The 11,406-nt window shown below is 58.5% G+C and carries 10 protein-coding genes, 1 tRNA gene and 2 rRNA genes (1 of these 13 only partly in view); 11 read left to right on the top strand and 2 right to left on the bottom strand.

The genetic code is table 11. The annotated features are described in order from the left end of the window. From WEU32_RS12815 to WEU32_RS12805, 3 genes are all read left to right on the top strand, one after another. A 23S ribosomal RNA gene (locus WEU32_RS12815) occupies positions 1–680 on the top strand (it extends 2,097 nt beyond the left edge of the window). Between the two features lie 72 nt (positions 681–752). Then, a 5S ribosomal RNA gene (gene rrf / locus WEU32_RS12810) occupies positions 753–867 on the top strand. 54 nt (positions 868–921) lie between these two features. Continuing rightward, a tRNA-Met gene (locus WEU32_RS12805) sits at positions 922–998 on the top strand. A 72-nt stretch (positions 999–1,070) separates the two neighbouring features. Here WEU32_RS12805 and WEU32_RS12800 read toward each other — a convergent pair. Further along, entirely contained in the window at positions 1,071–1,751 is a 681-nt protein-coding gene (locus WEU32_RS12800; RefSeq protein ID WP_406852167.1) for an SDR family NAD(P)-dependent oxidoreductase, read from the bottom strand. Between the two features lie 183 nt (positions 1,752–1,934). On the opposite strand from WEU32_RS12800, the gene WEU32_RS12795 reads away from it, so the two are divergent. The 8 genes from WEU32_RS12795 to WEU32_RS12760 all read left to right on the top strand — a co-directional run bounded on the left by WEU32_RS12795 (position 1,935) and on the right by WEU32_RS12760 (position 10,141). Next, the gene (locus WEU32_RS12795; protein ID WP_406852166.1) at positions 1,935–2,744 is read left to right on the top strand and encodes an enoyl-CoA hydratase/isomerase family protein; all 810 of its coding nucleotides are present in this window, start codon (positions 1,935–1,937) and stop codon (positions 2,742–2,744) included. Positions 2,745–2,872: 128 nt separating this feature from the next. Beyond that, positions 2,873–3,838: a LysR family transcriptional regulator gene (locus WEU32_RS12790; RefSeq protein ID WP_406852165.1), complete on the top strand. Its 966-nt coding sequence runs from the start codon at positions 2,873–2,875 to the stop codon at positions 3,836–3,838. A 183-nt stretch (positions 3,839–4,021) separates the two neighbouring features. Continuing rightward, positions 4,022–5,023, top strand: a complete 1,002-nt coding sequence (locus WEU32_RS12785) for an aromatic ring-hydroxylating dioxygenase subunit alpha (protein WP_406852164.1) — start codon at positions 4,022–4,024, stop codon at positions 5,021–5,023. Positions 5,024–5,067: 44 nt separating this feature from the next. Beyond that, on the top strand, positions 5,068–5,616 hold the full coding sequence (locus tag WEU32_RS12780; protein WP_406852163.1) for a 6-pyruvoyl trahydropterin synthase family protein: 549 nt from the start codon (positions 5,068–5,070) through the stop codon (positions 5,614–5,616). After that, positions 5,613–6,308 carry an SDR family NAD(P)-dependent oxidoreductase gene (locus WEU32_RS12775; RefSeq protein WP_406852162.1) on the top strand — a complete coding sequence of 232 codons (696 nt, stop codon included), beginning with the start codon at positions 5,613–5,615 and terminating at the stop codon, positions 6,306–6,308. The genes WEU32_RS12780 and WEU32_RS12775 overlap by 4 nt, the downstream gene beginning before the upstream one ends. Positions 6,309–6,433: 125 nt before the next feature. Next, positions 6,434–7,828: an MFS transporter gene (locus WEU32_RS12770; RefSeq protein ID WP_312135497.1), complete on the top strand. Its 1,395-nt coding sequence runs from the start codon at positions 6,434–6,436 to the stop codon at positions 7,826–7,828. Positions 7,829–7,830: 2 nt separating this feature from the next. Next, positions 7,831–9,384, top strand: a complete 1,554-nt coding sequence (locus WEU32_RS12765; protein ID WP_406852161.1) for a FadD3 family acyl-CoA ligase — start codon at positions 7,831–7,833, stop codon at positions 9,382–9,384. Next, entirely contained in the window at positions 9,374–10,141 is a 768-nt protein-coding gene (locus WEU32_RS12760; RefSeq protein ID WP_406852160.1) for an SDR family oxidoreductase, read from the top strand. The genes WEU32_RS12765 and WEU32_RS12760 overlap by 11 nt, the downstream gene beginning before the upstream one ends. A 78-nt stretch (positions 10,142–10,219) precedes the next feature. Here WEU32_RS12760 and WEU32_RS12755 read toward each other — a convergent pair whose 3' ends face one another. Next, positions 10,220–11,401, bottom strand: a complete 1,182-nt coding sequence (locus WEU32_RS12755) for an acyl-CoA dehydrogenase family protein (protein WP_406852159.1) — start codon at positions 11,399–11,401, stop codon at positions 10,220–10,222. Positions 11,402–11,406 lie beyond the last annotated feature (5 nt).

Here is an 11,406-nt window from a genome sequence, read left to right as displayed (position 1 = left end):
CCGTTATCCGGTCCCGGGACATGGCGTGGTGGGTAGTTTGACTGGGGCGGTCGCCTCCTAAAGTGTAACGGAGGCGCGCGATGGTGGGCTCAGACCGGTCGGAAATCGGTCGTCGAGTGCAATGGCATAAGCCCGCCTGACTGCGAGACTGACAAGTCGAGCAGAGACGAAAGTCGGCCATAGTGATCCGGTGGTCCCGCGTGGAAGGGCCATCGCTCAACGGATAAAAGGTACTCTAGGGATAACAGGCTGATTTTGCCCAAGAGTCCATATCGACGGCAAAGTTTGGCACCTCGATGTCGGCTCATCTCATCCTGGGGCTGGAGCAGGTCCCAAGGGTATGGCTGTTCGCCATTTAAAGAGGTACGTGAGCTGGGTTCAGAACGTCGTGAGACAGTTTGGTCCCTATCTGCCGTGGGTGTTCGAAGCTTGAGAGGATCTGTCCCTAGTACGAGAGGACCGGGATGGACATACCTCTGGTGGACCTGTCGTGGCGCCAGCCGCGCAGCAGGGTAGCTAAGTATGGAATAGATAACCGCTGAAAGCATCTAAGCGGGAAACTAACCTCAAAACAAGGCTTCGCTGAGGATCGTGGAAGACTACCACGTTGATAGGCCAGGTGTGGAAGCGCGGTGACGTGTGAAGCTTACTGGTACTAATAATCCGATCGGCTTGATCGTTTCTCAGCAAAACCCATAGTTCTACTATGCATTAACAATACGATTTCTTCTCATCCTTATATACTTGGTTGACCCGGTGACTTTGTCGGAGATTCCCCACCCGATCCCATTCCGAACTCGGTCGTTAAGGTCTCCAGAGCCGATGGTACTTCGTCTCAAGGCGCGGGAGAGTAGGTCGTCGCCGGGTCTACCAAGTATATAAAGATGTGTCTCGAACCCCTTCCTAAACCCTACCGTTTGCCGCGGGATGGAGCAGCCCGGTAGCTCGTCAGGCTCATAACCTGAAGGTCGTAGGTTCAAATCCTACTCCCGCACCCAAACTCCCCAAACAGCCCCTCGTTCAACCGCAGGGGGCTTTTTGCTGTCTGGGGCCTATTCAATTTTCGAAGCCTAAACCTTGCCGCGAACAGGTAGAAGTGCGCCTCTAACCGCTGAGGCAGCGTCACTAGCGAGGAACAGCATGACGGATGCCAGTTCGGAGGGCTGTACCCACGTTCCGAAATCAGCATCAGGCATGTCGGCACGGTTGGTCGGTGTATCAATGACCGACGGCAACACGGCATTGATACGCAAGTTACCAGACTTGGTTTCTTCAGCCAGAGCTTCGGTAAGTTTATGGACGCCAGCCTTCGAGGCGGCATAGGCACCAAGGCCAGCCGCTGCCGTCAGCGCTCCCAGTGCCCCGACATTAACAATGCTGCCGCGTGTTTGCGCCAGAAGATGGGGCAGCGTTGCGCGACAGGCATTGAGCACAGTCATCAAGTTCATCCGATGCATCCGCTCCCAACTATCCAGGGGCCCATCTGTCATCTGCCAGACGAAACCACCCACGGCATTGAGCAGGTTGTCGATGCGCCCGAAATGCTTGGCAATCTTGTCTATGGCAGCATTGGTGGCATCAGCTTGGGTCAGATCAACGCCGGAAAGGCCGAGAAAAGATGCGCTGTCTGGACGGTGCAGGGGTCCGAAATCGATAGCCGCGACGCGATCTCCTCGTGCCAGTGCAGCCTCGACCAAGGCTTGTCCCAGAATACCAGAGGCCCCTGTGATGACGGTTACAGCGTGCGACATGATAGCGTTCCTTGTTCGCTATCAGCTTTGATGCGGAGGAGGTTGGGGTCAAGACGGTTGCGGGCGCTAGAAAATGGTCCCTGCGTAAACAGTCCTTTTTCAGGGCCTATGCTTGGCGAACCATTGTTTCCACCTCAGCTCTTTTGTCTTTAACTCGGGCGATGAAGGGCATGGGGGAGGCGCATGGCATTCTTACGGGTTCAAATCCAAGCCGGTGTGGCGCAGGTTACACTGGCACGCCCAGAAAAGCTGAATGCACTAAATGCCGAGATGATGGTGGGCTTGGCGGATCTTTGGCCGCAACTGGCCGATGATCCCGATGTTCGGGTTGTGCTTTTAACGGGTGAAGGCACCAAGGCGTTTTCATCGGGGGCGGACCTTGGATCTCTGGCACCGCTAGCGACAGGGACGGTGTCGCCGCAGACTATCGATGAGCATCGCTGGGTGCGCGAACATCAGTCCATTGTAGATGGCGCACTATTGCGTGGAACCGCTTTTACTAAGCCGGTCGTGGCCGCTGTGAACGGGCTGGCGGTGGCGGCGGGCCTCGAGTTGATGCTGGCCAGCGATATCCGCATTGCCTCGGATCAGGCCTTCTTTCAGCTCCCCGAGGTCAAGCGCGGGCTGATCCCAAGTGGGGGTGCGATGGCCCGATTACCGCGCCAGATAGGCTGGGCCAATGCCATGGAGATGATACTGGCTGCAGAACGTATTGATGCTCAGCGGGCCTTATCGATGGGCTTAGTCAATCGCGTGGTGCCGCCCGGGCATGTGCTGAAAGTGGCGCAGGAGATGGCGCGAGGGATTGCCGAGGGCGCGCCCTTGGCTTTGTCAAAGGTCAAGGAGGCGATTGTGAGCGGTAGCGGTCTGGATCTGAGCGCAGCATTCGCGATTGAAAAAGCTTGTCAGGACGTGGTGATGGCCAGTCACGATGCGCGCGAGGGGCCGCTGGCATTTATGGAGCGCCGCACGCCGCACTTTACCGGAAAATAGGGCGTAAGCGGATAGTTTCGTCACGCGAACAATTGCCAGCACGTTTCGAATATGTAGGGTAAATAAACTGACGTTCACCGAATGGCGTCTGTCAACAAGGTGGGTCGAGTAATGCGTTGGGGGATGCTTTGATTTCGATCTGGGACGGTATCGAGGAATATATATCGGTCGTTGAAACCGGCAGTTTCACGGCCGCAGCCGATCAATTGGGGGCGTCCAAATCCTTTGTCAGCAAGCGTGTCAGTGAATTGGAAACCCGACTGGGGGTTCAGCTCCTGAAGCGCACGACCCGTCAGGTGTCGATGACAGCCATAGGCGAACGTTTCTACAGTGCATGTCGTGACATGCGCCGTTCTCTGGCGGCGGCCAGCCATGAAGCGGCCCAGATGCAGAAAACACCGACGGGCAAGCTGAAGGTGTCGTTGAACGATACCTATGACGTAACCTTTATATCGGCGGTGATTGCCGATTTTGCCTGTCAGTATCCGGGTGTCGCCCTCGAAGTGCATGCGGGTTCACGCGATGTAGATCTGATCGGCGAGGATTTCGATGTTGCGATCCGGTACGGTGATCTGACGGATTCCAGCCTGCGGGCAGCGCGTATCGGCTATCTGTCCTTCTGTCTGTGCGCCTCTCCGGCCTATCTGGCCGAGCATGGGGTGCCCAAGGGAATCGCTGATCTCAAGAACCACATTTGTGTATCCGATCTGAACAGCCACTGGTGGTTCAACTCGACCGAAGGCACTGAAAAAGTTCGCGTAAATGGTCGTTGGAAAAGCAATAAAGGCACTGCACTCAAGGTTGCAGCCATGCGCGGCCTGGGCATGGCACAGTTGCCGATCGCTTTTGTGCGCGGTGAACTGGCGGCGGGCAATCTGGTGTCTGTCGAAGATGAGTGGAGCTATTATGACCGCGAAGTCTGGGCGATTTTTGCCCCAGGCACACCGGTTCCAGCCAATCTTCGTCTGCTGCTGGATTTCCTGTCCAAGCGTTTTGCGCGCACCCAGCTAAGGCCCTGGATGCAGACCTCGCTGACGGAACTGGATATCTTCCTGTCGGGAAATGCCAGATTGGATGCCGCCGCCGAGGACTAATGTCTGTGTGCGGATACAGCATGATTGTTGCTGCAAGCGAACGCTCCATCCCGTTCTGACGACTTATCGCGCCATGCGATCTTGATAACGTATTGGCTCAGTCTTCTCCGGTCACCGAGGGGAGGCACCCTAATTATTGAACTTTAGACGTCGGACCAACCGGCGCTTTTGGGAGGATTATCCATGGTCGAACGCTTCCCCATGCCGATTCCGTTCGGTTGGTTTTTCGTCTCCTATTCGAATGAATTGGCCGTTGGCGAGGTTCGTCCGGTCCATTATTTCGGCGAGGATTTGGTGTTGTATCGCACCGAAAGCGGCGTAGCGGGTCTGGCCGAAGCCTATTGTCCGCATCTGGGGGCCCACCTCGGGCACGGCGGTACGGTCGAGGGGGAGACCATCCGCTGTCCGTTCCATTCGTGGGCGTTTGATCTGAACGGGGCATGCAAGAATATCCCCTATGCCAAGATCATCCCGCCCGCAGCGCGCAAGCCGGGCTGTCTGAAAACCTATCCGATCACCGAAACCAATGGTGTAGTCTGGGCGTGGTATCACCCGCAGAATATCGCACCGATGTTCGAGGTCGAGGTTCTGGATGAAGTCACTTCGCCGGACTGGGCCGATCCGATCCGCTATGAGTGGGTGTTCGACAGCAACCCGCAGGAAATCGCCGAGAACGGCGTCGATCTGGCCCACTTCAAATATGTGCACAAGATGGACGCGGTGCCGGAGGGCGAGACCCACTATGACGGCCATGTCCGTCGCAGTCTGGCCGCAGGTCAACGTACGATGGAACTGCCGGACGGCACGGTTCGCACTCTTGATACCGAGGTCAGAACCCTGCAAACGGGCGCTGGGCAAAAGTCCACCCGTTTCAAGGGAATGGCCGATCTTCTGCTGCAAGTGATCGCCACGCCGGTCGAGCATGACAAGGTGGAGCTGCGTTTCGAGTTCCGCCACAAGAAGATGGCTGCCGATGCGCCGGAAATGGAAATGATCCGTCGTTCGATCGCCGGTATTATCGGCCAGTCGGGTGTCGAGGGCGATATTCCCATCTGGCATACCAAGATCCACCGTGTGCGTCCGCTGTTGTGCGATGGCGATGGTCCGGTCATGCGTTTCCGCGAATATTTCGCTCAGTTCTATGACTTTGAAGGCGATCCGGCTGCGCGCGTTGCGGCTGAATAAACCTGAACCATCCTTATCCGACACCGACAGTAGGCAGCGTTCTGATGGGAATGGTGATGGGATCGGAAAGGCACCAGTTTGAACTGGTGCCTGCGCCGGTCCAGCAATGCTCGATCCGGATCGACAAGGAGGATATCAAATTCTCCGCCGGACATTTTACCCTGTTTGCCGATGGTGCGCGTGAAAGACTGCATGGCCATAATTTCAAGGTTTCGGCAGTCATCGCAACGCGCATCACCAGTCACGGGATGGCATTCGATTATAATATCATCAAGCGGGCTATGCGCAGTCTGTGCGAGGAACTGGACGAATATGTCCTGATCCCCGAACGGGCCGAGGCGCTGGCTATCAGCCATGCCGGACGCAGTGTCGTTATTCGTTATGGCGAGGACGAGTTCCGTCTACCTGCCGACGATGTAAAGCTTTTACCGATCCGTAACACCACGGTCGAGGAACTGGCCATCTATCTGCTGGGCCGTCTGGTCGAGATGGAGGCATGGTCGGCCCGTTGGGGTGTCAGCGAGATCGCGCTGGAGGTTTCCTCCGGTCCCGGTCAATCTGCGCAGTGCCGCTGGAAGAGTATCGGCTCATGAGACGCGCTGCGGTTCTTACGGGCGGCAGTCGCGGTATAGGTTTGGCCACGGCACGCCTGTTTGCGGCGGCGGGCTATGAGGTCATCAGCCTGTCGCGCTCGGCCCCTCCTGACACGAATATCGGCCATATCGCGACCGACATCACCGATCTGGCCTCGGTCGAGGCGGCGGGACAGAGCTTGGTCACACGCGCCGCGCACTGGGAACAGATCGTGTTGGTGCATAATGCGGCGCTACATCGCCATGACACGGTTGCCCGTCTGAAGGCTGACGATTTTCTCCACGTCCTGACGGCCAATCTGGTGGCCCCACAGGCACTGAACCGCGCTCTGGTGCCGGTCATGGGGGCGGGATCGTCCATTCTTTATATCGGCTCGACACTGGCGGAAAAAGCGGTCGCAGGAGCAGCGTCCTATGTGGTCAGCAAGCACGGCATGATCGGCCTGATGAGAGCCACCTGTCAGGATATGGCAGGTCGCGGCATCCATACCGCCTGCATCTGTCCGGGCTTTACAGATACCGAAATGCTGCGGGCCCATGTGGGCGATGCCGTGGATATAATCACGTCCATGGTGACTGCGGGGCGTTTGATCGCACCGGATGAAATCGGGCGTCTGGTGAGGGTCTGTGCCGAAAATCCGGCCCTGAACGGCGCGGTTTTACACGCCAATCTGGGGCAGATCGAACGGTGATCCAAAATGTTCTCTGGGAGAAACAAAGCCGCCGTCTGTGCGCCCTTATCCCCGTGACACCCCTGAATAATAGTTGGTTAGAAAATTCTTTCTGTCTCTGAAACCGTCCTTGTGAAAGGTCATTGATGACCGTCCTTGATGATACGCAAGTTGCCGAGCTTCCGCCTGTAGGACAGGTTGAAACCAAGGCCGAGAAACAGCCGTCTGTGTTCTACGCATGGTCGGTCGTGATACTTTTGTTCGTCTGTTACACGATCGCGGCCATTGATGCGCGCGTGATGACCTTGATGGTGTCGGATATCCGGCAGGACATGAAACTGGACGACTTCCAGATCAGCCTGCTTCAGGGTTTTGCAACCGTGGTTCTGGTGGCCGTGGCCGCCGTGCCGATCGGTCGTATTGTCGATAATGGACGCAACCGCAGCAAGCTATTGGCGGGAGGTATCATCCTGTGGTGTCTTGCTACGGCGGCCAGCGGCCTGTCTCGTACCTTTGGCCATCTGTTTGCAGCCCGTGTGGCTGTCGGGATTGGTGAATCCACGCTTGGCCCGACCGCCTATTCCCTGATCAGCGACTACTTCGAGCCGAAACGTCGGGCCTTTGCAATCAGTGTCTATGCGCTGGGCTATCCGGTCGGCGGCGGTCTGGCTCTGGTGATCGGGGCCTATGTGCTGAAAGCGGCCAAGGAATATGGACCTGCGGTGTTGCCGGTTATCGGACTGGTTCAGCCTTGGCAGATGACCTTTTTCATTGTGGGGCTGCCGGGTCTGATACTGGCCCTGTTTGTGGCCATGATCCGCGAGCCGAAACGTCATGCGGCTGCCACGGCGGTGATTGGCGTACAGCGCCTGACCATGCGTGAAACCCTGGCTTTTCTGGTGCAACGCTGGAAGGTGTATTCGGCCCTGATCGGTTCGGTCTCACTGCTGGGTATGCTGGCGATCGGTACGGCCATCTGGTACCCGACCTTCCTGATCCGTACCTATGGAATGAGTGCCACCGAAGCCGGTTATTCCTTCGGTATTCTGATGATTGTCTGCGGCGGCCTGGGAAATCTGACGGGCGGCTGGTTCTCGGGCTTTTTCATGCGCCGGGGTCATCCGGGGGCGAACCTGCACATCATGACCTGGGTGACGCTGGTCAAGGTTGCCCCTCTGGTCATCGGTCCATTGATGCCGACGGCAGCCGGCGCTCTGGCTCTGATGGGGATTGCCACCTTTATCGGCCAAGGCACTAATAGTGTCGCGCTGGCTTCGCTTCAGGATATCACACCCAGCCGTTTGCGGGGCCAGATGACCGCGCTCATGCTGCTGTTCGTCACCCTGATTGGCACGGCACTGGGCTCCAGCGTGATTGCTGCCACCACACAGTTTCTGTTCGGTAGTGATGGCTCCCTGCGTTACTCGCTGGCCCTGTTGCCGGCCATTGTTGGTCCGCTGGTGGCGCTGATGTTCGTGCTGGCCCGCAAACCCTATCGCAATGCCATGATCGAAATGGGCGAGTGGGACGAGAAGAAGTAATCATGACGATCCAGAGCTTGCCACAGGCGGTCATGGCCGCCGCTCTCGACCACGCGAATATTCCCGCTATCGTGGATGGCGAGATCCTGACCTTTTCCCAACTGGAAAAACGGGTGCTCCAAGGGGCTGCCGCCTTTATCGAGGCGGGACTGCTCCACGGTGACCGCGTGGCGATCTGGGCCCCCAATAGTGCGGCATGGATCGTTTCATGTTTGGCGGTCCAGTCGGCAGGCGGGGTGGTGGTGACGATGAATACCCGCCTCAAAGGGCTGGAGGCGCAGTATATCCTCAACAAGACGCGTGCCCGCTTTCTTCTGACGGTCGGCGATTTTCTGGATCAGGATTATCGCAGCCTGCTGAACGGTCTGGACCTGCCGTATCTGGAGCGCACCCTGACGCTGGATGGCGAATGGACGGGTTTTGTCGCGGGGGGGCAGGATCTAGATCATGCCCGTAAGGTTATGGCGAACGTGTCTGGCGATGATGCGTCCGACATCCTGTTCACCTCGGGCACGACCGGTCACCCTAAGGGTGTGGTCAGCCGTCATGCCCAAAGTGTTCAGGCGTTTGCCGCATGGGCTGACTGTGCGGGGCTTCAGGCGGGCGACCGCTATCTGATCATCAATCCGTTTTTCCACACCTTCGGCTATAAGGCAGGCTGGCTGGCCTGTCTGCTGAAGGGGGCAACCGCCTATCCGGTGGCGACGTTCGATCCGGTACAGGTGTTCGACATGATCGCGTCGGAGGCGATTACGGTGCTGCCCGGCCCGCCGACCATCTTCCAGCAGTTGCTGGCCACCTCGGCCGAGACAGGACGCAAGCTGTCCTCGCTGCGCGTGGCGGTGACTGGCGCGGCGTCCGTGGCTCCGTCTCTGGTCATGCGGATGCAGGATGAACTGGGTATCCGTAATGTGCTGACCGCTTATGGCCTGACCGAAAGCTCGGGCATGGTCACCATGACCCAGTTGAATGATGACGTAGAGCGTATTTCCCAAACCTGCGGCCGACCGATCCCGGGGGTCGAGGTCAAGTGTGTGGACCGGCGAGGGCAGACTGTTCCAAATGGACGTCAGGGTGAAATCTGGGTGCGTGGCTTTAACGTCATGGCCGGCTATTTCGAGGACGATGCTGCCACCAACGAAGCCGTCGATGCCGAGGGCTGGCTGCACACGGGCGATATCGGCTGTTTCGACGAAGACGGCTATCTGCGCGTGACCGATCGGATGAAGGATATGTTCATCACCGGTGGCTTCAACTGCTATCCGGCCGAGATAGAGCGTATCCTGATGGCCCATCCGGCGATTGCACAGGTGGCGGTTGTCGGTATTCCCGACGAGCGAATGGGCGAGATTGGCAAGGCGTTTGTGGTTCTGCGTGCGGGTATCTCGGCCAATGCCGAGGAAATCCGCCAGTGGAGCCGCGCCAATATGGCCAATTACAAGGTGCCACGCGCAATAGAGATTCTGGATGCCTTGCCGCTCAACCCTGCGGGCAAGGTGCAGAAATTCCTGCTGGTCGAAGGTTCGAATACTAACGGGCTTCGCAATGCCGGTTGAGGGTGTCCATATCGACCTGAGCGGTCAGGTGGCGCTGGTCACCGGCGGGGCCAAGGGCATTGGGCGTTCTATTGCCGAAACGCTGCTGGAAGCGGGCTGTCAGGTCGTGGTCTGTGGCCGCAATGCGCCCGAAAGCCTGCCGTCCGGTGGAGGCTGTGAAGCCGTCTTCATGGCCTGTGATGTGCGGGCACCCGATCAGGTTGTGGCCATGGTGGACGCGATCGCCGCCCGTTTTGACCGTCTGGATATTGTCGTCAATAATGCGGGCGGATCGCCACTGGCCGATGCGTCCACGGCGTCACCGCGCTTTAGCGATGCCATTGTGGCGCTGAACCTGATGGCCCCGCTGCATGTGTCGCAGGCGGCCCATAAATATATGCAGGCACAGCCGAATGGCGGCTCCATCGTCAATATTTGCAGTGTTTCGGGTATCCGTCCGTCGCCTGGTACGGCCATCTATGGCGCGGCCAAGGCGGGGTTGCTGAACCTGACCCAGTCGCTGGCGATGGAGTGGGGACCAAAAATCCGCGTCAATGCCATCATTGTCGGTCTGATTGCGACCGAAGGGGCGGCGGACCATTATGGCGCAGGTCACGCAGCCATCGCCCATGCGCTGCCACTCAAGCGCATGGGGCAGGGACGCGATATCGCCAATGCTGTCCTCTACCTGTCTTCACCCTTGGCCTCCTATGTCAGCGGCGCGCGCCTGTCGGTTGACGGCGGCGGAGAACGTCCGTCCTTCCTCGATCTGGTTTGATCTTTTCCCCGATGCACACCACTAGGGCCTCTCCAAAAGGAGAGGCCCTTTTTTTACGCTCGGGGAAGATAACGGCGCTCAGGCGTGCTGAACACCGCGGGCTTCACGCGGAAGACCCAGCGCCCGTTCGGCGATGATATTGCGCTGGATCTGGTTGGTACCGGCATAGATGGTTTCCGAACGCGACATCAGATGCATGTGGGTGAGGCTGCCAAAGTCGGCTTCGCCTGTGCCGATCTGCCCCGACAAACCCTGAACATCCATAGCCAGTTCACCGAGATTGCGGTGCCACAAGGCCCAGTAAAGCTTGTAGGTATAGGCACTGGCGGGCGTTTTTTCGGGGTCGTCATTGGCCAGCATACGCAGGGCACTGGCCCGCATGACGGTCAGCCCCACATGGGCCTTGGCCAGTCTTTGGCGGATCATCGGAGACCTAGCCGCGCCATTGGCCTTGGCCAACGCCACCAGTTCTTCCAACTCGTTACGGAACTGCATCTGCTGACCAAGGGTCGATACCCCGCGCTCAAAGGCGAGGGTGGACATGGCCACCTTCCAGCCTTCCCCCGGCTGGCCGACAATGTTCTCGGCGGCGGTTTCCGCATTGTCGAAAAAGACTTCGTTGAACTCGGCCTCGCCCGTCATCTGGCGGATGGGGCGCACAGTGACACCCTTCTGGTTCATCGGCACCAGCAGATAGGCCAGACCGCTGGCCCCCTGTGATCCGGAATCCGCACGACAGATCACAAACACCCAGTCCGAAAACTGGGCCATGGAGGTCCAGACCTTCTGGCCATTGATGATCCAGCGTCCGTCCTTCAGCCAGGCGGTGGTGCGGACATTGGACAGGTCGGAACCCGCATTGGGTTCGGAATAGCCCTGACACCAGATGTCCTGACCGGCGGCGATGGCGGGCAGGAACTGTTGCTTCTGCTTCTCGGTGCCGTGCAACAGGATGGTGGGACCGGCCAGTTCGATACCGATATGGCCGATGCGCGAGGGGGCCTTGGCGCGGGCATATTCCTCGGCAAAGATCACCTGTTCCTCGATACTGGCCCCGCGACCGCCCCATTGCTCGGGCCAGCCGATGCAGCCCCAGCGGGCCTTGCCCAGCGCCGCTTCCCATTCACGGCGCTCGGGGATGAGGTCCACATGGTTGTTCAGGCCGCGCAGGTGGGCAAAGGGGCCGGACAGCTGTTCGTCCAGCCATTGGGCGACCTCCTGACGGAAGCCTGCCAGTTCGGGCGCGAAATCTCGGCTCATAACTG

Source organism: Brevundimonas sp. BH3, from assembly GCF_045345115.1.
Lineage (GTDB): Bacteria > Pseudomonadota > Alphaproteobacteria > Caulobacterales > Caulobacteraceae > Brevundimonas.
This window is presented reverse-complemented; position numbering and strand designations above follow the sequence as displayed.

Coding starts and splice junctions, on each gene's coding strand:
- WEU32_RS12765 (WP_406852161.1), top strand. CDS start 7,831: ATGACGATCCAGAGCTTGCCACAGGCGGTCATGGCCGCCGCTCTCGAC.
- WEU32_RS12755 (WP_406852159.1), bottom strand. CDS start 11,401: ATGAGCCGAGATTTCGCGCCCGAACTGGCAGGCTTCCGTCAGGAGGTC.
- WEU32_RS12760 (WP_406852160.1), top strand. CDS start 9,374: ATGCCGGTTGAGGGTGTCCATATCGACCTGAGCGGTCAGGTGGCGCTG.
- WEU32_RS12795 (WP_406852166.1), top strand. CDS start 1,935: ATGGCATTCTTACGGGTTCAAATCCAAGCCGGTGTGGCGCAGGTTACA.
- WEU32_RS12770 (WP_312135497.1), top strand. CDS start 6,434: ATGACCGTCCTTGATGATACGCAAGTTGCCGAGCTTCCGCCTGTAGGA.
- WEU32_RS12775 (WP_406852162.1), top strand. CDS start 5,613: ATGAGACGCGCTGCGGTTCTTACGGGCGGCAGTCGCGGTATAGGTTTG.
- WEU32_RS12800 (WP_406852167.1), bottom strand. CDS start 1,751: ATGTCGCACGCTGTAACCGTCATCACAGGGGCCTCTGGTATTCTGGGA.
- WEU32_RS12780 (WP_406852163.1), top strand. CDS start 5,068: ATGGGAATGGTGATGGGATCGGAAAGGCACCAGTTTGAACTGGTGCCT.
- WEU32_RS12785 (WP_406852164.1), top strand. CDS start 4,022: ATGGTCGAACGCTTCCCCATGCCGATTCCGTTCGGTTGGTTTTTCGTC.